Raw genomic sequence first — 26,641 nt, 5'->3', positions numbered from 1 at the left:
CGGAGGAGTATTTTGGCTGCTGACTCATCTATCAAGAAAATGAATTTCGGGCCCAGACGCGGATATTACGCTGAAATAGGCTCAGACGCGGCGCCATCAAATTTTTCAGAAGACGCGTCTGCCGCATTCGAAGACTACGATTTACTATACCGAACTCTATGCGGAATTTTATACAATTTCGTCCCCAAGTCGGGACATCCCGGCGGAAGTATTTCATCCGGAAGAATAGTTGAAAGTGTTCTTTTCTCCATGATGAATTATAGAATAGGCGACCCTGAATGCCTTGAAGCGGATATTATATCATACGCTGCGGGACACAAGGCAATGGGGCTCTACGCCATGTGGGCGCTTAGAAATGAAACGGCAAGAGCCGGCAATCCCGACCTCCTTCCCAAACCGAAATTTCAGCTTAGAATGGAAGATATGCTCGGTTTCAGGAGAAATCCTACTCAGGAAACGCCGTTATTTGATAAATTCAAGGCTAAACCCTTAGACGGACATCCAACGCCGATGACACCTTTTGTCAAGCTTTCAACGGGAGCCTCCGGCGTCGGTATCCCGACAAGTTTCGGTCTGGGGTTCGGCGCTATGGACTATTACGGGAAAGACTCGCCCTTTATTCATGTTATCGAAGGTGAAGGGGGAATGACCCCGGGCCGCGTTTCTGAAGGATTAGCGGCGGCTGCCAGCGCTCAACTCTGGAACACAATTCTTCATGTCGACTGGAATCAGTCTTCGATTGATTCCGATAAAGTCTGCCGCGAAGGCTCCGTGCCCGGAGATTATGTTCAGTGGACGCCCGCGGAGTTCTGTTATCTCCATGACTGGAACGTTATATCCGTGGAAGACGGCAAGGATTTCAGGCAGATTCACGCCGCTCTGGAGATGGCCGCAAAACGCCGTAACGATCAGCCTACCGCGATCGTCTACCGCACTGTAAAGGGTTGGAAATATGGTATAGAGGGAAGAAAATCCCACGGCGCCGGTCATGATTTCTGCTCAGACGCTTATTATGAGGTCCTCAAACCGGTCGAAGAACGCTTTGGAGTAAAATTCCCGAAATTCGAGGGGGAACAGACTCAGACGAATATTGAAAAAAACTTCTGGGACACATTGCTCGTCTTCAGAAATATTCTCGAAGAGAACAATGAAATAGCGGAATTTTTCTCAACCCGTCTCGCCGAAGCTGACAAACGGCTTTCGGGCATTGACAGAAAGCGCCGGAATGATAAGGTAAATCTCGACCTTATTTATTCCGATGAAATTAAATATGACAAAACCCCTTCCGAGTGCAGCTACGAACCGGGATCAGCTCAGACCCTTCGCGCGGCTCTCGGGGAAACTCTCGGATATCTTAACAAGAAGACATCCGGCGCTTTCATAGGCGCTTCGGCGGATCTGCTGGGTTCGACCAGCATAAACAAACTGAACGCCCATTTTCCGGACGGATATTACAACTCGATCTCGAACCCGGACTCCAGGCTGATAGCCGCGGGCGGAATCTGCGAAGATTGTATGGGCGGGCTTATGGCCGGAATATCCACTTACGGTAAGGCGATCGGCGCGGGATCTTCCTACGGCGCTTTTATTACATCGCTTGAGCATATAACGGCCAGACTGCATGGAATCGGACAGCAGGCAAAGAAGGCTTACTTGGACCTTCCGTATAACACCTTTATGATTATAAACGCGCACGCCGGGCTGAAAACCGGCGAGGACGGACCAACGCACGCCGACCCTCAATGCCTGCAGGAAATTCAGGAAAACTTCCCCCGCGACGTTATGATCACGCTGACCCCCTGGGACCCAAACGAAATGTATCCCATGGTTGTCGCCGCCCTTAAGAAACGCCCGGCTATTCTGGCTCCATTCGTGACACGCCCGAAGGAGAAAATCATAGACAGAAAAGCTCTTAATCTGCCGCCTGTCACAGCCGCGGTGAAGGGAGTTTACGCTATGAGAAAAGCGGATCCCTCAAAAGAACCCTATCACGGCACACTGGTTCTCCAGGGCAGCGGAATCACGAACACCTTTGTAAACGGCGTTCTGCCCAGAATAGTTGAAGCCGGGCTTAACATGAATGTTTTCTACGTGAGCAGCGCGGAGCTTTTTTCAAGACTTTCCGAAAAAGAACAGTCGGAAATTTATCCTGACAAACTCGCGGGAGAAGCAATGGGTATAACGGGGTTTACTCTGCCTACATTATACCGCTGGGTTACATCACGTGATGGCAGAAACCACAGCATCCACGCTTTCAAACAAGGACATTATCTGGGAAGCGGAAAGGCCGATAAGGTCTTTGAAGAAGCCAACCTTGACCCTGAAGGACAGTGGAAAGCAATCAAAGAATATGCCGGCTGGATGAAAAACAGATAAATCCATTGAGATTACCGGCGGCGGGAAACTCTTAAATATTCCCGCCGCTTCATTTTCCTCGTTAGAAAGCATCTTGATTCAACTGATCATGACGGTTTTGACCGAGCTGAGCCGCATACCGTGCTTGTAACCCTGAACAAATTGCCGCCCATAATCTTTCCAATATCACCGGCTGAATAACCCCTTTTTACGAGTTCATCTCTAAGGTCAGGCAGGAAGGAAACGTCGTCGAGCCCGGACGGAGTAAGGGGAATTCCGTCAAAATCAGATCCAATGCCGACATGATCTACTCCCGCGACACCGGCCGCGTGGTCGATATGATCAGCGACCAGAGAAAGCCCGGGCATAGTCAGTTTCCGCAGTTTTCTAATGGCGTCCCAACGCAATTCATTGCTCGCTCTACCTGGATCTCCCCCGTATCGGCGGGAAAGAATACTCTTTTTATTTCTGTAAACACTCCATATTTTCATGATATCCCTGTGGCTCTTTTCTTCTAAAAAAGCGGGGAAATAATTAACACAAACAACACCGCCGTTTTCAGCTAGGGCTAAAAGCTGGCTGTCGTCCGCGTTTCTCGGAATATCGCAGAGCGCGCTCATACAGGAATGTGAAAGTATAACCGGATTGGCAGAATGCTCCAGCACATCAAAAAAAGCGCCGCGGGAAGCGTGAGAGCAATCTATTATCATTCCGAGTCTATCCATTCTCTCTATAATTTCACCCCCGAACCCGCTCAATCCGCCCCACCTCTCTCTGTCCTCCGAGGAATCCGCTATAGTGTTGGTGTTTTTCCAGGTTATCGTCAAACACCGCACACCCTCTTCGTACAATCTCTCCAGCGCGTCAAGTGATGAAACAACATGTCCACCCTCAACACCGATCACCGCCGCGATCCTCCCCCCGCCAACAACCCTCGCTATATCACTTCCCCGCAGAGCGGTCTTGATCTCTTCGCTGTTAGCTTCAACAGCTCTTTTGAAGATCTCTATAGACCTGAACGTTTTCTCTTCCCACAACTCCTCCGGATAATCGGGGTCTGTATGAATCGCGAATATCTGGACGTTGAGCCCGCCCTCTTTCATACGCGGAATATCGATATGGCCGTCTGTGTGTCTTTTTCCAATATCGAAATCTGTGTCGGCGGCTATTCTTGTGGCAGTATCGCAATGTCCGTCAAAAACAGGCCTGAATTTTTCATCTTCCATAATTATCAGCCCCTTCGTTCTTCCAATTCTTACTCCACTCTGAATCATGCTACACCACTTATCAGGATTAGTGTATCTAAATGTCGTTTTTTAACAGAGATATGCGGTGAGTTAACTGTGCACCATTATAAGGGGTTTGGGTTTTTACTCTATGCTTACGGTAAATCTTCCGGCCCGCTTCAAGTGAAGTAGACAAGAAAATATAAATGGGCGAAAGAATGATGTCGCGGACACAGACGCGTAAAATCTAGTGGACTATTTTAGCGGAGGTTATCGGATCACCGTAAACAAATCTGGCATACGGCAGAAGGTTTCCGGTGCTCCTTATAGCATATTGACCACTTTTAGGCCCTGCCAACTGTATATCCTTGCTGTTACTAGCGAAAAAGCTCCATCCCCCCTGCTGATCCGCCGTAGCCCCTCCAATATATTCTAAATCCTCTATTACTTTTCCGTTATAGAACTGAAGCCATATTGTATTAAGCGAAGCCGGGTATTCTCTCTCCATTGCGTAATACGAAGCCAGCGCTGTCTGCACGTTCTTTACATTCTGAACGAATACAGCCACTTGGGCCGCTTTCTTTGAGCGGTAAAAATTGGATATTACTATTGTGGATAGAAATCCGATTATTTCAATAACGATAAAAAGTTCTAACAGAGTAAACCCGCGTATTCCGGTTTTTCTCTTGATAAATTTGCCGGCGTTTTTGATTTTTTCGGCAAAATTTGCAAACTTCAATATAACTCCTCCTGAACCTCGCATCATGCACTCCCTGAAGAGTAAGGATAAATTCAAATTATTTCTGAATCTACTACGAGCAAAAAACGTGACACTTCCCATTAATAACCGCTTATTTACTATAAACGGCGACAGATATCACACTCGCGGTTGTTTGTCTTTGCTCCAGTGTGCCTTTGAAAGCTCTTAAGATGAAACACGTTGGAAAAACCGGGCGGGGGTCACTCGTTCAATTAAAAACGGGAAAGTATAATCCGGTCTGTTCCGCTTTCTGAACCAAAATTCGGGCTGGCAGATTATATCTAATCAAATATTATACAGATACAACCTTTTTAATCTCCGGAATATTTTCTTTTAATACCTTTTCTACACCCATCGCGAGTGTCATTTGAGACATGGGACAACCCGCGCAGGCACCTTTGAGCCTGACCTTTACCACAAAATCCTCTATGCCGACAAGCTCGATATCCCCTCCATCGGCCTGAAGGTTAGGTCTTATCTGTTCTATTATCTTCTCTACTTTTTCTCTCATATCCTCAGCTCCTTTAATCTTAAATGAATTATACTTTGGCTGATAAATTTGTCAACCTATTAATAGAGTGGAGTTTCCTCAATTTTTATAACCTATAAGGTAGTCGATGATTTGTAACAGTATGCGGCTGATTGATATTTTCAAAATCGTTGTCGATTTCCCCGGCGAGGAAATCGCCACTCCCGCCTCGGGCTCGCTCTTTCTGCCCCTTCGGGCCAGAAATCCTTGCCCGCTCGCCCTCCGGAGGGTTTTGAAAATATCAATCAGCCGCCTTAAATAACGTTGATAGATTTATTCCAGCTGTTTTCCCCTGTAACTAATAGACAATCCACGATTTAGTGGATTTATTGCTAAATTTTTGGGGAAAGACCTGATATATGAGAGCAACCCCTTATCAAGTACTAACACAAATTATTTTTCCACGTCTTGAAGAAAAGGTTCGAAAGTGCTATATTTATAAGCAGAAGTTATCAGCATCTACTTATTAAATTTTTCGTCGCTTAAAAAGGCTTTTTTTAAAAAAACAGGAGTTGCAACCTATTTAATAGTCAGGAAATTTAAGCAGGTATGTTATTTGCAACATAACAACCTGACAGATTTTCCGCTTTTAAGCGAGAAGCATCAACAGGACGTAACACCACAGAGGAGTTGAACAATCCATGAAAAAACGGTTGATTATATTAACTTTAATAGTAATAAATCTGTTTGCGATTTTCACCCTTTCCTCCGGAGCAAAAGCCGAAGAGACGGCGGAAGAAAAGATCGCCCGCCTGAACCGGGAGATAGAAGAAAAGGGATGGCTCTGGAAAGCGGGGAAAACCGGTTTGTCGGGGCTTTCACACGAAGAAAACCAGAAAATGAGAGGGCTCCTGCCCTTACCTGATCACATGAAGAGCAGAATCCCCCTCTATTCTCCCTCAGAACCCGTCGCGCTTCCGGAGTCTTTTGACTGGAGAGATCAAAACGGAACTACACCCGCTAAAAACCAGGGCTCCTGCGGTTCCTGCTGGGCCTTCGCGGCTACAGCACAGATGGAAGCTCATACCTATATATACGACGGACGTATAGAAGACTATTCAGAGCAGGCGGTTATGGATTGCAACTCATGGGATCAGGGATGCGGCGGAGGATGGGCTGTAAGCGCCTACGGCGTTTTCATGGATTACGGAGCGGTAGCTGAATCATGCATTCCTTATCTGGCCAGCAGTCCGCACCCCTGCACTCAGACGTCGTGCGAATCTCTCGCTAAAATGTCAAATTATTCGAGCGTTTCTAATTCAATAACCGCTATCAAAACCGCAATCTATAATGACGGCCCGGTCTATACTTCTCTTTTCGCGCATGATAATCTCGGCAGCTACACAAGCGGCTGCTACAACGCGGATTACCCAGACAGCCCAAACCACGGCGTCTTAATCGTCGGATGGGACGACAGCGGATGCGCGGGAAACGGAGCATGGATAATAAAGAACAGCTGGGGCGAAGGCTGGGGAAGCAACGGTTTCGGCAGAATTCAATATGGAGTATGCAGTATAGGAAGCGGAACATACACTATCGATTACATTCCAAGCAACGTCTTTGTCTATGTCCAGAATCCCAATGGAGGCGAAACACTGGATGTAGACACGGGGTATCAGATAAACTGGGAGACAAGCCGTTCAGCAGCTGATTCTATAAGTATTCTGCTCAGTCTTGACAGCGGAGACAGCTATTCAGAAACGATCGTCTCAGGCCTTTCCGGCTCGAGCACATCCTACTCATGGAATGTTTCAAACCTGCCTGTTGAAACGGCCCGCCTGAAAGTAGTAGCTTATTATGGAGGATCTGTCGGCGGCTACGATCACAGTGACGCTGATTTTACTATTTCAGGTCTCCCGAGAAGATATGTTTCTTCTTCGGGTAGCAACACCTACCCGTATTCAATTCCCGTCTGGGCGGCCCATTCAATTCAGGACGCCCTGGACGCGGCAAACAGCGGAGACACAGTATTTGTTGCCGAAGGAACATACAGCAGCTCGCTATCTGTGCCCGCGCCCGTTTATATATACGGCGGATGGGACAGCGGATTCGAATTCAACGACCCTTCCACCTACGTTACATCCCTTAATTCATCTGGGAGTCTCATTCTTTTCTCCTCGATCCCGTCAGGAACCTGCGGTGTGGAAGGTTTCACCCTCAGCGGCGGAACAGGAACATCGCTTGCAACCCCGCAAAGCGGAAATTACGGAGGGGGAATTCTGTTTTACAATGCTCCCTACTGCGTGGTAAAAAATAATACTTTTTCCGGCTGCGGATACATTAACGGAACCAACTTTTCAGGAGGGGGCGCCGTTGCCTGCGTTAACACAGACTCTGTCATGATATCTGGAAACGACATCTCCTCAAGCGAGGCGCAGAGCGGAGGCGGAGTTTTCCTCTACCAGTCCGATGCCGTAATAAACGGAAACAGAATCACGGGATCTCTGCCGGATCCGTCATTCAGCGGCACAAAGAAAGGCGGCGGAATTTACGCCTCCTATTCTTCAATTGATTTAAGCGATAACTTTATAGGCGGCAACACGGGGTATGCCGACGGAGGCGGAATATATTCAGAATTCGCCCCGGTCACCCTCTCAGGCGATACTATAAAGTCTAATGAATGCAGCGGTTCAGGAGGAGCTTTATATTCCGCTGATTCACCAACAACAACTGATAATTGTGTTATAGCTGAGAACATCGCCGCTTCCATGGGCGGAGGAATCTACTTTCAAGAGGGAATATGTCATTTCGAAAATTCCCTCTTCTATCTGAATGAATCCGGCATGCTGGGCGGAGGGCTTTACGCGCCTTCGATCGGCGGAGATATAACAAACAGTACATTTGACCGCAACTCGGCAGCTTATAACGGAGGCAACATCTTCATAACTACACCCGTCGATCTGGAAATAAAGAACAATATTATTTCGTACGGTTCGCAAAACGGAATATTCTTCAGCAGTACAGACAGTCTGACGTTTCAATATAACAACTCTTTCGGAAACACGCCGGAAGATGTCGTATCACTTTCTCCCGATTCAACAAATGTCAGCAGAAATCCGGTTTATTCCGACACAACCAGCGCCGACTATCATCTCGCTCTGCATTCCGGCTCGATTGACGCAGGTGACCCGGCCTTTGCCGACCCTGACGGTTCCAGGGCGGATCAGGGATTATACGGGGGGGCAAGCGCTATTACCGCGTCTCCCGAATATGTCAAAAATCTCATAGCGAGTGCGGCAGGCGATACTACTATCTCGCTCAACTGGGATGAACTTTCCGAAGGCAACCTCGATTACTACGCCGTTTACGGTGATACTTCCGACGGATTTTTGCCCGCCGCGTCTTTATTTCTCGGTTCGGTGCCGGCCGGAACTTCCAGCTTCTCGCATCACCCCGTGGAAAGCTGCTGGTACTACCGTGTATCAGGTGTAAATACATCAGGATACGCGGGAGGATATTCAGAACAGGGTGAAGCATGCACTTCCGGTGAAGATCTTATTCCTCCGGATGTTACTGTGATATATCCTAACGGGTCGGAAACAGCGGAAGCAGGCGACACACTCGATCTGCGGTGGATCGCCACTGACAACGCCGGCGTGGATTCTGTAAACATTTTCTATTCAACAAACGGCGGCGGAGATTATTCGGTGATTTCAAGCTCAGAGCCGAACGATTCACTTTATAAATGGATAGTGCCTTCCACTCTTTCTGATTCCTGTCTCGTAAGAGTAATCGCCTACGACCCCTCTCTTTTAACAGGGGCCGACACAAGCGACAGCCTGTTCTCTATTAAAAATACGACAGGAACTGACGGAGAAGAAGGTAATGACATACCGAATTTCGTCAACGCCCTTCAGCAGAACTATCCCAATCCGTTCAACGGAACAACGACGATCACATATTCAGTAGGGGAGTCCGGCACTGTTGATCTGCGCATCTTTGATACCGCCGGCCGCCTTGTCCGTGTTCTTGAAAATAAAACACGAACACCGGGCAATTACTCAGTTATCTGGAACGGCAAAGATGAATCAGGACGCGCAACTTCTTCAGGGGTTTATTTCTGCCGGATCAAAATTAGTAAATTCACGCAGAGCAGGAAGATAATTTATCTGCGGTAACCTGTCTGGTAGATATTTGATTCAGTATCACGGATTAATGAAAAATGACCGAGTTAACCCTGAATCAGGAAAAAGAGAACACCAGGCGGCATCCTATGTGATGCCGCCTTTTTTCAAAAGGGGATATATTGAAAAAGATAGAATTTTTTAAACACAATATCGGCGAAGAAGAGATCAGACGGGTTCGGAATGTTTTAGGTTCCCTGTTTATCACAACCGGGGGTGAAGTTTCGGAATTTGAGGAAAGCCTCGCTCAATATCTTCAAGTTCCTCATGCCGTGGGATTGACCAGCGGAACAGCGGCGATGCATCTGTCTCTTCTCGCGGCCGGAATCGGTCCCGGCGATGAAGTTATAACAACACCCCTCACCTTTATCGGCACGGCTAACAGTATTCTTATGTCAGGCGCGACTCCCGTTCTTGCCGACGCGGAAAGATCAACGGGCAATATAAACCCCGACGCTGTTGAAACCGCCGTTACTTCCAACACAAAAGCCATTCTTCCGGTTCACCTCTACGGCCACCTCTGTGATATGGATAAAATACGGAAGATAGCGGACAAACACGGGCTTGTAGTAATCGAGGACGCGGCTCATTCGCTTGAGGGCAGGTGGATGGGAAAACATTCGGGCGGGTGGGGAGATTACGCCTGCTTTAGTTTCTACGCGACAAAAAATATCACGAGCGGCGAAGGGGGAGCAGTCTCCGTCAAGAGCGAAGAACAATACGAACTGCTTAAAAAACTGCGTCTGCATGGATTTGACAAAACCGCCGCGGACAGATACACCGGCCATTTCAAGCAGTACGACGTGGATATACTGGGATGGAAATACAACATGGATAATATCCACGCGGCAATACTCATAGAACAATTAAAGAAGATCGACACAATGAATAAACGCAGGGCGGCTATCTACAAAAAATATCATGACGCCTTCAGTAGAATAGACGGAATTGAGCTTCACGCGGTAAAGCCTGAAGCTGACCACGCCTACCATCTCATAACAATTCTTGTCGACCCCGATATACGCGATAAAGTGCTCAGTGAACTTCAGAATCGGGGAGTGGGAGTATCTATCAATTTTCATCCCCTTCACCTTATGACCTATTATAGAAAAAGATTCGGATACAGGCGCGGTATGTTCCCGGTAGCGGAAGAGATCGGCGCCCGGACAATAAGCCTCCCCTTCTATCCCAAATTGAAGGACGAAGAAATCGAATATGTAATTGAATCTGTCGAAGATATTATTCATACCTTCTAATCTTTATTTTATTCGTACCTTGTATTCTATTATTCCCTCCTGGCCGCTTTCGAGTGTAAACGGATTTTGTCTGGACAGTATAACCCGAAGCTTTCTATCTGATAAATCGTACATCCCCTCGTCCGCGTCCATAGTATCCGCTGTAAAATAGGCGGTAGCGCCGCCGCTTGTCCAGGCAATGTCTCGCTCCGCGCCGTAAGCGTCTGTAACAAAATCTACAGATTCTGAAACAGGATCAACTATTTCTATATCTTTTACGCCTTCTACACCCGGATTGGAAAGAGTTATGGCGTATGTTACTATTTCACCCGGTCTCGCCCGCGCCAGATCCACTTCTTTGACAAGATTCATCATACCTGTCGCGCTGGCCAGTATAACAACACTGCTCGTGACACTTGATTCAGAGACAAACGCGGTTCCGCTCAGAGTTTGCCTTAGAATAAATTCGATCTCAAAACTGTTTCCAGCCGGAGCCGAGGACGGCACAAATATCCTTGTTATCACTGGAACTATATCACTTCCGGGTACTGCCGGATCCAGGGAGAGATCCGAGCTGGTGAGTCTTGTGTCACCGCTGTCCAGCACGCCGTCCTGATTCTGATCCCGGTAAAATACTGCCGTCCAGCTCACGGGAACTCCCGCGTCAAGAGACGCCTGCCCGGCCGTACCCGCTGTTATTGTGTGCGCTATATCGACTATCCCTCCCGCGGGCGCGTTTTTGCTGCTAACCGGCATTATAGACGATAGCCTTACGTCGCCGAAAAATACCCAGACTGTGTCTCCGGCACCCGCGGCAGCCATACTGACAGTATCCGGAGTAACAGACATCATTCCGGCGGGGGTTTTCTCGATAATATTTCTGCTGATATCTGAAGCTTCTTCGAAGAGAAAATTCCCGCCAGCTCGTGTAAGCGTCTTTATCTCTCCGGCTGGATCACTCAGAACCACTTCGACCCCCTCAAACCCTTTTTCATCAATTCCACATATTCCATCATGATTGGAATCTTCATACACTCTTCCGGTAAATACACATCCTGTCCCTATCTCAAGCAGAATACTGTCTTCAAGATCCAGCGATAAACCTTCCGCGTTAATTATCAGCCTGTTTCTAAGATCGGCATTAACCGGAACAGCCGCTTTCACAGTATAAATTACAGAATTGCCGGAATCGAGAACCCTCGTTACAAAAGGAGAAGAATAATCATCCGTTCCGTCTGACAGGACAACAGATCCCGAAGGCCATCCCGCGGGCGGACTCCAGGTTATTACGAAGGAGTCGGGAAATCCTCCCCTGTTTACTACCTCCAGCGACGCTGTTACGAGAGAGCCGGCCCCGCCGTAACAAAGAGCAGACCCTCCATCCCCGGAACCCTCGATGCCATACAGATAGTTTCCGCTTGCCTCTATTACAAGGTCTACGCGGGGCGGCTGATTTATATGCACGCCGGCAGTGACACTCTCGGCGTTCGTTGAATCAACTGTCGATTCAAAATCAATAATGTAATTATAATCGCCCTCTTCCGCGGATGCCGGAATAATCACTTCAAATGTATAGAGGTCCGCGCCCCCAGGCGGAATATCCGGCGTAGTATATCCGGATGACGCGCCTTCGACAGAAGCGCTCCAACCGGAAAAAGTGTTCCATGAAGCGGTATAGCTTTCCGCTTCACCACCCTGATTCTGAAGTTCAAGCGTAAAATTTACGCGCTGTCCCCCTATAGTGCTTTGAATCGAGTGTCCTCCGGCGCCCGTTCCAGGAGCGCCGAAGATTTCGTTTCCATTTCCATCTATAAGAGCATCGACAATATGCGGAGAAGAAACGATTACTCTTCCCCTAACACTGTCAACCAAGTATTTTTTGTTCGTTTTCATTCCATCAATAATGATATCGAATGTCCCTCCAGTACACGAGGCTGGAATTCTGACTTCAAGAGTATAAATTCCAGACGGCACCCCCGACAGGGTCGACGATGAATCTCCTATTACAACCTCCCATCCGGCGGGAGTTGTCCACGCCAAATCAAACAGATTCTCGCCGCTTTCGTTCTGGGCCTCTATCTGAAAGGTCAAGGTATCACCCGGCTGCGCGGTCTTCTGCGAACTCCCTCCCAACCCGGTACCGAGGGGACCAAATGTATCATTTCCATTTCCATCTATAAGAAGATCATTTTCATTTACCGAAGTTACGCTTATCGAAGCGGTAACGCTCTCCGATATATTACTTTCATTGATGCTCACAAAATCAAGAAGTGAATTATACGTATCGTATCCCGCTCCTGCTGGAATTGTCACCGCCAAATAATAGTTTTTCCCGCTGAACGGTTCAAATACCGGAGTCGTCCATGGGAAATTATGATCAGATGTTCCGTCTTTGATTACTGCCGACCAATCGTTTCCCGGCGAGTTCCAGTCTACACTGAACGAATCCGCCACCCCACCTTCATTCTGAAGCGTCACGGGAAAGCTGACAGTGTTTCCTCTTGTCCCTGCAATCGTACTGCTTCCTCCGAGCCCGGAGCCCGAGGCATCAACAATATCATCACCCGAACCGCCTATTATAACATCTACGGCGGGAGCTATCACTCTTGTTACAGCGCTGACTCCGTCCTTTTTAAGTGTGTCGCTCAAAGACTGGGCAAAAACGAAACTCTTATAATCTCCTCCCCTTATGCCATTGGGTATTGTAACTTTAAGAGTAAATTCTTTTGTCTCCGAGGGGTTTACAGGTCCCGTCGTAAACTGGCCGCTGTGAGTAATTGAGTTTTCCTCAATTACACAAGAAAGATAGTCGGCGGGGGAAAACCGTATTCTGAAGGAATCTGCCTCAATCCCGCCGTTTAAAAGTTCGAGGTCATAAGAAATCGTCGTGTCAGCCGGGCTTTCTTTATAAGATATCCCTCCGCCTCCAGAGGGATCTATTATTCCGAAGCCGTTGTCATCTATAGCGAGGTCCGCGAGATAGAAAGAGGGCACAACATACGTTCCCAGCGTAACGCTGTCGAACCTGTTGCCCGCTGAAGTAGAAACAGCGTCAAGCACAGTCAAATACTTTCCCGCCGCTTGACCCTCTGGGATATCTATTCTTACTTCGGCCGACAGATCTTCTCCGGGCGCCAACGCGGGGGTTGTCCACGGAGGCGAATAGTCAGTTCCCTGATAATTCACTAATACCGTCCAACTCGAAGGTGGAGAAACTGTAATGGCATAGGAGTCTGAATCGAGTCCTTCGTTTTCGACATCTAAATTGTAGACAAGCGTTTCTCCCCCTTTTCCGCTGAGCAGCGAATATCCCCCGTCTCCGCTTCCAGGATCGCCGAAGACATCTTCCCCATTAAAATCAACCGTAAGATCTACAAACTTTTTATATACAAAAGAAACATCGTCTATAAAGGTCCATGTCTCATATTGATTATCCCAGCTGTTTATCTGCTGAAAATATATTCTGATATCCTGCCCCGCATACGATGTCATATCAACACCCGCCGGGCCTGCCCCGTCGTCATCTATCCAGCCGCTGTCCTTAAATTGATTATTCCATTCCGAGAAGGAATAACTGATTATCGTTTCCAGAGTGCTTCCGGAAAGGTTTTTCACTTCCGCCGTGAAGGGATCATAGTTCAACCCGTCATACCCCTGTTGACGGAATTTAAAATTTAATACCGCTCTCGATATATTCGCCGGGACCGCTATATCCTGGTACATAAAGCCGAAACGGTTCCGTCTCTGCGCGGTATACTTAAACCCAAGCAGTGCTGAATAATTTCCGCTGTATGGAAGATCCGCTACGACAACATGATCGGCCCAGGAAGGGTTTGTGTTTCCGAACAAATTGCCGGCGTTATGAACCCAGCCGGATGAGAAAGACCCTGATTCAAAACCTCCTCCGGAAATGAGCTCGCCCGAACTTACCGGAATTGCCAGGCAAACAACCAGCAAAGAGAACACGGCGTATATTACACTGATTGGAAATTTATTTTTTCTTCTTTTCATCTTCTTTTCGTTCCGATCCTGCTATCTGTAAAAATAATTCATCAGTTTTTCATTGAATTTCATCTTCATTCCAACATGAAATCCATTCTGCAGGAAATCATTTTCTTCGACACCGTCATCCTGATGTCCCGAGAAGTCATAACCGGCCCCGAGCCAGATATTCTTAGCGACGATCTTTCCGGCTTCAATACCCGCGCTGAATCTCACGGTACCCGTTTCACGCTGGCTGACAATCCTTCCGGTCAGCGTAACATCCCATTCGCCGGGGAGAAGTTTTATCACCTGGGTCTGATACATAAATGTGGACGCGCTTGCCGAATATTTCCTGAAAGTGTTCCTTACCCATTTCGCGGCCACTTTTCCCTCGAGTTTCCATTCCGGATTAAGATCATAGACGGCTTCGGTCGAAAAGAGAAGCTCCTTGTCAACACCGCCGGGATGGGCCGGGCTGTTCTTTTCATATCTCGTTTTAAGAAATGCCAGAAGAACGAGCGCGTCTGCTGATTCTGGACGCAGAGACAACCCGAAGGTCGAACTGGCCTTCACTCTGTCACTTTTATTATCCTCGTCGGAGAACCAGATATCACCCTTGGTAAGTCCCGACCACCTGTCATCCATTCTCTTTATCCCTCCGGCGGAAAAGAGGTGTTTTGTTCTGTCACTGTCAAACCTGATTTCATAATCACCCTTAAGCCGGTAGTCCTTTTTATCCGGAGTGTAATTTCCCGATACAGACAGTGAAGTAAAATCATTCTTTTCAACCCCTGAAACAGTCGAGAGCCTTTCCGCCGCGATCGTTCCCGATAGGTCATTCGAAAAACTGAAACGGTTATTAAGTCCGATTGTCGCCTGTCCGCGCTTGCCGCTCATCGCTCCTTCGAGACTGTACCTGGAATAGACATTCAGATTCCTGTTTATCTTAGACTCCACTCCGAATCGTGTCCTGTGTCTTGTGCCGCTTCTGCTTCCCGTACGGTATTCATGTATCAATTCAGCGCTTATATCTTTCCAGATAGTTCGAGACAACCTGCCTTCAAGACGGTTGGGATATTCTTCTACCTCCATTCCCGATAATTTCTGATCGTATGTCACTTCCCCTTCGAATCCTTTTCTCTCAGCCGAAACTGAAGTTGTCAGCATAACAGCCGAATGCGGCGGGTCTGTTATGCTGCTGTGGGTGATCCCCGCCAGGCCGGCCTCGCCGCGCAGCGAGCCTTTTCTGTAAACGCCCGCTACATCCAAATATTTCTTTTTCTCATCCCTTTCCATAAAACTATGAGTGTACCCCTTTGATTTCAGGGAAAATTTTGTGTTCAGCTTCCAGTCAAGCCCCGCTCCAAACTTCTCGCTTCCAAGTTCATTCTTGCCGCCTGAAAACGAAGGATTGAAGAATGTCTTGTCTATTCGCCTGTAGTAAACATTCCAGAGCGGAAAGTTTTTCTTTCTCCCTTCAAATTTAACCCTGAAGGCATCTCCCGCCCCGAGAAGGAATTTTTCGCTGTGGCCGAATTCTCCTTCGACCCTGACGCCGGGCAGTATTTTTCCTTTCAAGTCCACCCCGAAAAGTGACGAATTTTCATCTCCCTCCTCCTCAAGAACAGCGGTAACGCCGGCTTTTAAACTATCGGTCACAGAAATTGAATATCTTGCTCCGTATATAAAATTGCTGTCCTTTGAATCGGCGCTTTCATAGCTGACGATTATCACTACCGGATTTAGATTTTCATCAACCGTGGGCAGCGGTTCCTTAAAGAGAATTGTGCCGTCGTTATAATTAATATCGTAATCTCTGTTTACGGCCTTATAATCCACCTTGACTATTTTCTCCGGCTGATACCTGTCACGAACCTCTATTCTTATTTTTTCGCTGTTTTCTATAAGAGGATAATTCTCCAGGAAATAGAACCCGCTCGTTCCATCTGCCGGGATTTCTTCCTGAAACGTGGCCTGATCGGTTCTGGTAACAAAAGCATTTATACTTCCTCCTTTGAATTCGGCCTTCCCTTTAAATCCCGTAAAAGTCCTTTCATAGCGATTAAACTGCATTCCGCCCAACTCTGTTCTGAAATCACCGAACATCGCCGAATACTTCTTGTGCTCCATCTTTAGATAAGTTCCGCGTCTCGAAGAAGAGTTGAATCTAAGGCGGCTGGCGTCTCCGTATATTGGATAAAACTTTTCGGGTTCAATCCTGTCGAGCAGCTTGTCATACCCGGCTGGACGAGTATCGACCGCGACGGTCATAAGGTGTCCCTGAGCTATTTCCCCCTGACCGTAAAAAGCGATTTTCCCTTCCGCGAAAAGGCCTTTATGCCAGCTTCTTCCCGAACGGTCCCAGGCGCCGCTGCCCGTTATATTATTTATGCCGATATCCGTCTCTCCATAACCAAACAGGAACCAGTCGCGAATAAGAGATTCGTAGGAGATGAGCGAACCGGCGCGTATATCATCATAGCGGACGGATATTCTCGTTTTCTCAGTCTCAATTGAGGGAGGTATATTTATAACCGCCTTACCGCCTGCTGTCGCGACCTGCACACCGTTTCTCTGGGGATTGGCGTCGATCCCTTCAATCAGCGCGCCTGGTCCTTCCACATCAACGAAGATCCCGTCTCTTACTGAGAGACCATTTCTGTCTTTTACAAGAAATACGAGTTCTTCAGAACTCTTCCCGTCGGCGGGTATTGAAACCTCCGCTTTTTCGGGAATTATTCGGGCCGGATTCCCGGCAAGATAGACATGTCTCACACAAGTATTCTTTTTCCCTCCATACTCTTTGGAAACGACCAGCAGTTCATTTTCACCCGGTTCAATCTTGACTCCGTAAAAGGCTTGAACGATAGTTTTTCTGCCTATATCAATCTTCTTTTTCCCTATCTTTTCTCTGCCGACAGGAATATTATTCACGTAAAGATTCACAACCGAACCAAGGGGCGAACTTACTACAACTTCTACTCTGTCTCTTTGCCTGAAGAGGGCACCCTCTTCGGGTTCTACGATTTCAGAACATACTTCGGTCCCGCTGATAAACCTTTCTTCCCCCTTTGTCCCTTTCAGCATAGTATCTGGTTGAGATTCTTCTACCTGAGAATCCTCCGGCGCTGCAAGTTCTACATCAATTCTTCTGTTATCGGCAGCTTTAATATAGTTTTTCTCTTTTCCCTCAATTTCAGCATTTACTGCCGGCCCGTAAGTTCCGGCTGAATTTTTAACCGCTGAAGTTCTCCTCTTCCCATACTCCTTTACATCTTTCTCCCCGCGGTTAGACGGAGGGTGTTCTCTTTGTTCGTTCATTTTCAATACGAGCGGGAAATCAACGCGGCGGTTTCCCGAAGGGGGTAAATCAACAATCGCTTCACCGCCCACTCCCATTCCAAAATGCCCGGTTTCACTCGAAATCAAGGTGTCGGGCAATGACTCCGGATCAACTCTCAAAACATGAGTTCCTTCGATTACCCCCGGAATTGAATAGGCCCCCGACGAATCAGTAATGCTGTAAGTTCCATTCTCCAAAAACACGGAAACTCCAAAGATTCCGTCCTCATTCTCACCGCGTCTTCCGCTGCTGTCCGAATCGAAAAACACACTCCCCGTTATAATACCCTTTCTCGTGAAAATCCCTTCCACGATTCTGATTGAAGCCGACGCGGGACCCGCCGCGGTCTTTTCTCCATATTCAGACACTCCATATACTTTTGCCCGGCTGACGAGTCTTCCCCGCTGCTGGCCAGCTTTGACTCTCACCCTGAATACTATTTCTTTCTTTTCACCTGCCTCGAGGCTTTCAATATCCCAGCTAAGCTTGTTGCCGTTTATTGTCGGCTCGATACTTCCTCCGGCAAAACCGAGTCCGGGACAAAGGGTCTCCACCACTGTCAAGCTGTCAACTGATGTATCCTCCGTGAGATTATTTACAGTAAGAATGCAGCTTAAAACATCCCCTATTGAAGCGACTGGCTCTTTGATCGATTGCTCAACTGAAACAAGGGGTAAATCGGTTTTGACGAAAAGATCGGTCACCATATCCTGTGAATCAACATCAACCAGTGAATTTGCTCTCACTTCAAGCCCCAGGGTGCTGCCGGTGAAACTCCTGAATGCTTCAGGCGCCGCGTTATACCTTATACCAACTGTGGCGCTTTCTTCAATACCGAGAGCGCCTATGATCGCCGTATAACCGGAGCCCTCTGTTATCACAGTGCCGCCTGAGTCAACAAATTCCACACTCCACCTATCCGGGATAAGCACCGAATCGCTTATAGAAACCGCGACTGTATCGACGAAATTGCCTTCACTTAATACTTCGTGCCAGAAGGTATAACTTGCAGTGCTTCCATCCACGTTCATAGTAATTACATTTTCGTCATTTTCATTTTCCATCATCTCCGGCCTTAAAGGCCCGATTGAGATCGAACTTTTTCTTCCGACAAAAACTGAAATTTTATCTGAATAGACATTATAGTCCGCTGAATCACCGGCGGTGTACTCCGCGAAGGAGGAATTTTCGATCTGGCCACTTTCATGATCTTCATTGACTCTGACCATAAAAGAAAAACTTCCAGCCGCGTCCGGAGGCAAATAATCCAGTTTCAGCCGAATTCCCTTTATGTCGCTCGCCTGCGGTTGTGATTTAATCCAATCAGGATAAGTAACATCATAAAACTCTATTTCACCTGGTAATGTGCTGACAACGGAACCCTCTATAAATTCGGTGTTTTCTATATTCCCTCTGTAATCAATAAACTCTGTAATTGTTACATCCCTGGCTTCCCTGTCACCTTCGTTTGAGTAATCAACGGTAAAGGTAACGCTATCCTCAGGCATGACAGTTGTCCTGTCAGAACTCATAAGAAGTGATATTCTAGCTTCTTCACGCGCCGCCACTCTGACTACGTTGTCTGAGTCGGTCACCGACGTGTCACTTTGAGACAGAACTTCCAAATTCAAATGAGCGGTTTCTCCTCCGCGGGCCCCCGCCGGCAATTCCGCCTCGAGGATGACCGCTAAAGATTCTGAAGGATCCAGAAGAACAGATGAATTTATTGCATCCTCACCGGGATCTACCGCTCCGTTTTTGTTATCATCCATATAGAGCTCTGCTGCCCGGAAGGAAAAGTCTGAAGGGGGAAGCTGTATTATATTCAGAGTGTATTCACCCGGAGTATTCCCCGAATTTGTAATTGTGTACTCGAAAAGCGCTTTCTCCCCGCTGAAAGCTGAGTCGATTACAGCGGGCGAGGAAACCGTCCCGTCCGGTAAGACAAGGAGATTAAAAATGGGCAATATCTCTAAAAGGATTTCATTTGAAAAAGCCGAGCAACTGCTTCCTTCAAAAGAATATGTGGCGTATGACTGGCTCGATACAGTTTCGCCTGCGGGCGGAATCTGAGCTGAAATGCCTGAAGGGAACCAAAAGAGGACAAAGAATATCATCAAAAAAAGGGTTTTCCGTTTAAGCAACCCCTCGCGGATTAATTTCTTCTCATTCCTGTATTCCACGGCGCTTCCCAGCCGGCTGTTGAAACTCTTTAACATAACAAAATTAATAGACACTGATAGCTATAACCGTTCGCCTTTTTCCCTCACGCGTTCTCGCTTGCCATTCCATTTACGCGAGGGGCAAATGTCGATTGCCGCCAAACTGTTTTCTATACTTCAATTTTGATTTAAGCCGCGGTTGGTGAAAGTGGAGTAAATCCACCTTCACCAACCAACCCTAAAAATCTACTCCGCGATGATCCTGACTACAAAGCCAACACCATCCGTAGTGCCGTCACCGCCGGCCAGGCTTCCCGTCAAAACCCACCGGATGTCGGTAACAGTCGCGTCGAAATTCGCTGGAGCGCCACCGGCGCCGCTTGCGGGTGTATAGGTCCAGGTCGTTCCGCTGTCATTCGAAAATTCTATTGCAATTGATGAAATGCCGGCGGTAAGAGTTCCGGAATTCGCTGAACCCACACGATATTGAGTCCAGCCGGGTATCGCGTCATAAATTACGACCGTATCCAAATCAGCGGTCCCCACATTGGAATAGTCCGTTCTGTAAGTCAATTCAGTTCCGGGAACCTGGTCCCCCGTGGGATTAACAGATTTGTTAAGCACAAGATTGCCGGCTACAATCGTAGTAACATCGAGTAGCGAGTCCGCCGCGGCGGTCCCGTTTCCGGTAACAGTAACCGTACCGTTTTCCACCGTACCATTGGTACTTCCGCCCGGAATAGAAACCTGCACGATGATATTCTCAGCTGTTCCGGCTGTCAATGTTACCGAGCTGATTGGATTGTTCGAAGTATCAAAGAAGGAGTAACTCCATCCGTTTGAACTTACAAAACTCAGCATAAAGGTGTCATCGACGTTTCCCGTGTTTGTAACAGTATGATCGTATCTTATTGCGCCTCCGGCAGTCCCCGTCCCACTTCTATCGGGACTGATCGTAACTGAAGCTGCACTATTAATAGTAACCGTATTTATAATCTCATCGAAAACAGCCCCGTTATTATTTGAAGTCGCGGTTAAACCGATATTATTGACTCCGGGGACTTCACCGCCGGGTACAGTTACGCGCGCTATAACAGAAACTTCTCCGCCGGCAACTACCGGTCCGATACCTGTTATAACTGTCAATTCCGGCACGTCAAGAAGACCGTTATTATTAGTGTCTTCGTAGTAAACCACTCCCCAACCGGCCGGATAATTTGCTGAAAGGTTGTAATTGTCACTCGAACCGCCTGTATTTACAATGTCTAAAGCAAAATCGACATTGTTCCCGGGATCGGTGTTCTGGTTTACCGGAGTATCGTTTATACCGGGCGCCCCGTCATAATTTCCGATATCTACCACGGACGGATTAACTTGAGTGATTTCATCTGTCGTCAGGTTCGATACCGTCGGGTCATTAGTGGATTGTGATCTAATAACTGCCGTATATGGACCGCCGGAAGCCGCGTCGCCCGGAATCAAAACTCTGACTATAAAATCAACCGACGCGCCGGAGGCTACAGAGCCGACATCAATTATGCCGTCACTTCCCGAATCAGAAAGGGGGATTGACCCGTCGTTTCTGAAGAACTGAACGCTCCACCCGGCGGGGATGGTTGAAGTACCATCCAGTATAATATTTATCTCATCAGCGCTATTCCCGTTATTTATCACTGTGTTAATAAAATCGACCGATGTATTCGCGTATGCTTGTGCTACTGCCTGTGAATCATCATCATAATCAGGCGGTGTTCCCGCTCCCGGTGATCCGTCCGGACCAATCAGCACATCAGAGTTAATATTGACATTGATCTGCGTGTTGTTGGTTGTAACCTGGGTCGGATCCGGTGTGCCCGGATTGTTGTCCACATACGCCACGGAGGCGTCATTATTGATTATTCCGGCGGGCATACCGGAGGGAATAACAATATCATAGCTGAAATTATAGTTTTGCCCTATTGCCATATTTCCGTTTGTTATGTACGCGACAGCTATATCTCCCGCGGCGCTGCTGAGTGACCAGTTCCAGCTTTCAGGAGATCCGGCAGTAGAACTTCCCGCCGGCAAATAGAGCACAGTGCCGCCTGAAGGAGCTCCCGAGGGAGAACCTGACAAAGCAAGCGGATTACTGCTCGAGGGGTCTGTAGGAAGAATATCGTAAATAAGAACACCGGTAAGGCTTACGGACGGAACCGTTACACCATTGGCAGTGTCATTACCCACATTCGCTCCGTTTATAGTATATGCCGCTGTATTTCCCGGATCCACACTGGCCGGTACTGCCGACATTGAAGCCGTAACTGAGGCATCACTTACAACGTCTGTTCTGTGATAGTTTCCAGTGTCAACCTGTGAGCCGTCGCCTGCTGAAGTTGCCCGCATTCCAACGTAACCTGCTTCACCGGCAGAAGCGCCCGCCGGAACTTGATAAGATACCAGGAGATTAACGGTAGTCCCCGCGGCTACAGGACCGATATTCCCCGGAGTACCCCCTGAAGAAATCGCGGGTTCTCCGCCGTCAAGAACTCCGTTGAAGTTCAAATCCTGGTATATAGTAACATCGCCTATCCCGATAGCCATGGTTGTATTAGCACCATCGAGAAGAGGTTCAACGGAATAAGTGTCATCATCATTACCGCTGTTCGAAAGATTATAGCTGTAATACATCGTCTGGCCCGGTATGGCCGTCTGCACCATCGACGGTGTTACAGGCGGTGTTTCTCCGGAATCATCGGGAAGAACTGAAACACCGTATACGGGCAGCACTATAGTAATAACTTCGTTTGAAGTAGCCGTATAAGTATTACCTATCTGATCCTGAAATGTCGCGGAGGCCTGGTTCCGTATCGTTGTTCCAGCCGGAGTTTGAGCCTCTGCCGAAGTGCCGATCATAAGCGATAATGCGATAAAGGCCATAATCGCCGGGCCAGCCAGTTTCCTTCCTACCATAATTTCACCTTCCTTGTAAATAGCCGCTTTTTTTAAATCGAATCCCTAGATTTCTTTCCGTTATCCGAAAAATTGTCACTCCGGATAACATCATACGCTCCCCTATCGAGTTACTCTACCAGCACACGGTATGAGGCAGTGACAATGCCCGAGGCTTCCAGGTCCTCGTTCATTTTCCACTTCAAGTGGGTAACCATCTCGGGAGTTGCTTCTCTTTTTTCTTCTTTGCCGTCCTCATTCACGACAGTAAATGTGACGGGCGGTTGATGATAAGATTTTCCGCCATCAATACTAAGCAATGCCGTAAAGACTCTGCTGCTCGATATGGAATCGTCGATATAGGCAGTTCCCGGAGGCACCGGACCAATCAGCTCCACGCCCGAAGCAGAATTTTTCCCCTCGTTACGGTATCTCAGCGTATATTCGACAACATCATCCGGTACGACCTTATCTGCCGGAACGGCAGTTTCATCTTTCCTTTTATCAGCTACTATTTTATGTGCTTCCATGCTGCCCCTGAGCAAAGGCTCCTGAGCAAAAGCGCTTACTGAAACTGATAGAAGAAGAGAAAAAACGATCAGGTTAAAAACAGTTTTCATTCAATCTTCCCCCCTTTCTTTCCGCCGCTTCGCGCTCAAATTTCTTGCCGCGTTCATTGCCGGCGGAGGAATTTATTAAAAATTCCTAGGTATAAACACTCATTTTTCAATTTCTTGGTTGAATCATTTGCAAATCCTGTGCCATAAGCTGGGACTTAAGTCATGAGCAGATACACCCAGGCAATTCCCGTCTCGGGCTGAACTTCTATATTTCTAACGTTAATAACCAGTTATTCCATATTTTATTAATTTAAAAAAAATTCAGTGAAGCTTAGGGGGCGTCAATTCTCAAGTTGAAAGAGAAACAAAATGCACCCTGCCTATAGTCCTATGCAAAATATTTAGAAATTTGCGCTCAAAAAACAGCCTTCACGCGATCGATTCTGAATAAAAAGATGTTGTTTTCTCCGGATTTTTTTCTATCAGCTATATTCTATTATCCTTGTTCTTGATTTACGCAACATTTTGATGAATTCTTCAGGTATATAATATATAATGCTTTTATGGCATTTTGAGGCGTGCCCCGCAAAGTTAGAAAGGGCATGTCTCCTTTCGGCTCAAACGCCGTTGCGTCAATATTACGGTCTGCGTTTTGTTCCGGAATATTCAAGCAGTCGGGAAAATCGAAAGGAGCTAATATGGGATCTGCGAAAAGAGACAGTCATGGACCTGAAAACAGAAAAGCACGGAGAAAGAAGATAGAGAGAGTTTCCATCCTTACGGGAGGAGGAGACTGCCCGGGGCTGAACGCCGTCATACGCGGTTTTGTCCGCGCTTCTGTAAATATATACGGCTGGAAGGTATTCGGCATTATGGACGGATTCGACGGCCTGCTGAAAAATGAATTCATCGAATTATCCTCAAGCGATGTTGGCGGCCTTCAGCTCCGCGGCGGGACTATACTCGGAACATCCAATAGAGGCAACCCTCTGCGTTATCCGGTAAAAAAGGATGGGATCGTTGTGTTTGAAGATGTTACCCCGGATATCGTAAAGAATATAAAGAAGCAGAAAATTGATGTTGTTGTCGCGGTCGGGGGTGATGGAACAATGAAGATAACCCAGTCGCTTCGAGAAAAAGGCGTAAACGTAATTGGTGTCCCTAAAACTATAGATAATGATCTCGGTGTGACAGATGTCACCTTCGGCTACAATAGCGCTGTCGCGTGCGCCACATGCGCCCTTGATAAACTCCACACAACAGCCGAAAGCCACCACCGGGTTTTGGTACTGGAAGTTATGGGGAGAGACTGCGGATGGATAGCGCTGGAGGCTGGAATAGCCGGAGGCGCCGACGTCATCCTTATACCGGAAATTCCCTTTGAGATTAATGAGATTTGTAAACATATACATAACCGCAAACGTGCCGGCAAGAAATTCAGCATCGTCGCGGTTTCCGAGGGCGCTTATCCAAAAGGAGGAAACAAGGTTTATGTAACCCCTCCAGGCCCGGACGGAACTCCAGGCAAACTCGGCGGGCTTGGTAACTGGGTCTCGGACAGAATTTGCCAAAGCACGGGGCTCGAAACCCGCGTAGCGGTCCTGGGCCACCTTCAGCGCGGCGGAACTCCAACCACATTCGACCGTATACTGGCTACAAGATTCGGAGTAGAAGCGGCAAACCTCATCGCTGAGGGAAAATTCGGCAAGATGGTGTGTCTTAAAGGGCGAGCCATCAAATCAGTTGATATTAAATCAGCTATCAAAGAACTAAAACACGTAAATCCAGACGGGCAGACCGTTAAGACCGCCGAGGCTCTCGGCGTTTCATTGGGAAGGCCGGATTAGGAGTCTCTAAAAAGAGTTTTCCGGCTATTTCTTTGAAAAATGGGTCTTCAAGGTCGTAAATCTTCCAGACAAAACGGCTGTCAGGCGGTTTGCTTCAAGCCATAAAGGACATATCATAATGTAAATCAGGCGGAATAATTCTTCAACACACCAGGGCAGCTCAACCCCGCGGCTTAACTTCTTCTCCAAGTTCACTGTCATAACTCTCTGACAGTCTCTTTGAAAGTGTCTGTACCATCGACTTGAGCCAGTCCGTCTGCTCTTTGTGCCTTATGGAGGCCCCGACGTTCTCTGAAAAAACCTGCAAAGTGCTCAGGTCTTCTTCGCTGTACCTTATCTCTTCAGATTTGGCGCTTATATTCATCACGCCGATTACTTCATCCCTGAGAATTATAGGAACAATCATAGCCGAGCTAAGAGAAGGGTTCTTGAAATCCAATTCCGGATATTTTTCCAAATCTCCCGCGTCGCTTATCAGAACAGATTTCCTTGTCTCCGCCACCCACCCCGCTATCGATTCTCCCATCTTGACCCTCGTCTTCAGAATCGGACTTTCCATCTCGCCGCTCACTGAATCAACTACAAGTTCCTGCGTTTCATTGTCCAAAAGCATAAGGGAAGCTCTCTGGCAGCCGAATGTTTCAACACAGGCGTCTGTTATGGCGTTGAAAACATATTTATTGTCGGTTTCCATCGACATCTTCTGACTCACACTAAGAAGGGCGCGGAGTCGGGCATTATCGCGCTTGAACCGTTCTCCCTGGTACTCTATCAGCTCATACACAGCCCTGCGCATCTTATCGACTTTCCGCTGCTGTTGAGTCAGGTAGCCTATAAATGCCAGCACTACAACTGAAAGACCTACTATCAGAACGAGGTCGGTCTTTACCCACGGCCAAGGGCTGCTGACCCTTCCGCTTAGAAGCGGAGGGATCGCCGTCGTAAGCCCGGCTATAGCTATAAACAGAACAGTTGACAGAAAAATCCAGTTTCGCCAGAAACGTTTATCAAGCCTCTTTCCGGATGGATTCGAGCTGTATCCGGATATATTAATTTTCGTATTCATTATTTAATCCTCTTATTAGAAAGACTATCCCGGATTTATTAATAACACCTGTAATAAAAACAAACATTATTGTGAGACCGGGAAACCTATTCTCCAGTTAACTTATTTTCTAACAAATTGTTTCGCAATATATGTGCCTTCTAAGACGATTAAAATTCACTGAATTATGAGACCTCCGGCTGTTCTTTAAGAGGATAAACTGTTTGCCGCCTAATTGTTTTATTAACAGAGGGTAAGCCGCCTCTCGCATTGCCGTTAAAGACAGGGAGTAAAAAGGCCAGGTCCTATAATGAATAGAACCGCCTATCTTTAGAATCGCTGAAGATCAATTCCTCCCAATTTCAACAACGATTTACCGGAATTCTCTCCCAATATTGGCAATTGAGTGTTGCAATATACAAGAACCACCAAATTCTGAAGGCTTAAGAGGGTTTTCTCCTGTCGGAAAGAGGCCTGCTGTTCAATAAGTGGTTTTAAATTGGAGTGTTCCCAATTTTTACAACCTATAAGGTAGTCGATGAT

The 26,641-nt window shown here is 47.4% G+C and carries 12 protein-coding genes; 4 read left to right on the top strand and 8 right to left on the bottom strand.

The annotated features are described in order from the left end of the window. Window positions 1–12 precede the first annotated feature (12 nt). On the top strand, window positions 13–2,376 hold the full coding sequence (locus tag U5O15_07760; protein ID MDZ7860547.1) for a hypothetical protein: 2,364 nt from the start codon (window positions 13–15) through the stop codon (window positions 2,374–2,376). An 86-nt stretch (window positions 2,377–2,462) separates the two neighbouring features. Here U5O15_07760 and U5O15_07755 read toward each other — a convergent pair whose 3' ends face one another. The 3 genes from U5O15_07755 to U5O15_07745 form a co-directional block, all read right to left on the bottom strand. Next, on the bottom strand, window positions 2,463–3,629 hold the full coding sequence (locus U5O15_07755) for a dipeptidase (protein MDZ7860546.1): 1,167 nt from the start codon (window positions 3,627–3,629) through the stop codon (window positions 2,463–2,465). 199 nt (window positions 3,630–3,828) lie between these two features. After that, entirely contained in the window at window positions 3,829–4,320 is a 492-nt protein-coding gene (locus U5O15_07750; GenBank protein MDZ7860545.1) for a type II secretion system protein, read from the bottom strand. 313 nt (window positions 4,321–4,633) lie between these two features. Continuing rightward, a complete protein-coding gene (locus U5O15_07745; GenBank protein MDZ7860544.1) occupies window positions 4,634–4,852 on the bottom strand; it encodes a NifU family protein in 219 nt (72 codons plus the stop codon). 659 nt (window positions 4,853–5,511) lie between these two features. Between U5O15_07745 and U5O15_07740 the strand changes: the two genes are divergently transcribed. Continuing rightward, window positions 5,512–8,988, top strand: coding sequence for a C1 family peptidase (locus tag U5O15_07740; GenBank protein MDZ7860543.1), 3,477 nt, complete (start codon window positions 5,512–5,514; stop codon window positions 8,986–8,988). Window positions 8,989–9,116: 128 nt separating this feature from the next. Next, entirely contained in the window at window positions 9,117–10,250 is a 1,134-nt protein-coding gene (locus tag U5O15_07735; protein MDZ7860542.1) for a DegT/DnrJ/EryC1/StrS family aminotransferase, read from the top strand. Window positions 10,251–10,253: 3 nt separating this feature from the next. Here U5O15_07735 and U5O15_07730 read toward each other — a convergent pair whose 3' ends face one another. The 4 genes from U5O15_07730 to U5O15_07715 form a co-directional block, all read right to left on the bottom strand. Continuing rightward, on the bottom strand, window positions 10,254–14,240 hold the full coding sequence (locus tag U5O15_07730) for a hypothetical protein (protein ID MDZ7860541.1): 3,987 nt from the start codon (window positions 14,238–14,240) through the stop codon (window positions 10,254–10,256). Window positions 14,241–14,261: 21 nt separating this feature from the next. Beyond that, window positions 14,262–19,793 (bottom strand): hypothetical protein, encoded by a 5,532-nt coding sequence (locus U5O15_07725; protein MDZ7860540.1) that lies wholly within the window; start codon window positions 19,791–19,793, stop codon window positions 14,262–14,264. 171 nt (window positions 19,794–19,964) lie between these two features. After that, window positions 19,965–22,667: a hypothetical protein gene (locus U5O15_07720; GenBank protein ID MDZ7860539.1), complete on the bottom strand. Its 2,703-nt coding sequence runs from the start codon at window positions 22,665–22,667 to the stop codon at window positions 19,965–19,967. Between the two features lie 110 nt (window positions 22,668–22,777). Further along, window positions 22,778–23,266, bottom strand: coding sequence for a hypothetical protein (locus U5O15_07715; GenBank protein ID MDZ7860538.1), 489 nt, complete (start codon window positions 23,264–23,266; stop codon window positions 22,778–22,780). 638 nt (window positions 23,267–23,904) lie between these two features. Here U5O15_07715 and U5O15_07710 point away from each other — a divergent pair. Next, window positions 23,905–25,053 carry an ATP-dependent 6-phosphofructokinase gene (locus tag U5O15_07710; GenBank protein MDZ7860537.1) on the top strand — a complete coding sequence of 383 codons (1,149 nt, stop codon included), beginning with the start codon at window positions 23,905–23,907 and terminating at the stop codon, window positions 25,051–25,053. Window positions 25,054–25,213: 160 nt separating this feature from the next. On the opposite strand, the gene U5O15_07705 is transcribed toward U5O15_07710, so the two are convergent. After that, on the bottom strand, window positions 25,214–26,119 hold the full coding sequence (locus U5O15_07705; protein ID MDZ7860536.1) for a GAF domain-containing protein: 906 nt from the start codon (window positions 26,117–26,119) through the stop codon (window positions 25,214–25,216). Window positions 26,120–26,641 lie beyond the last annotated feature (522 nt).

The organism is Candidatus Krumholzibacteriota bacterium (assembly GCA_034520215.1).
Lineage (GTDB): Bacteria > Krumholzibacteriota > Krumholzibacteriia > Krumholzibacteriales > WJIX01 > JAGHBT01.
This window is presented reverse-complemented; position numbering and strand designations above follow the sequence as displayed.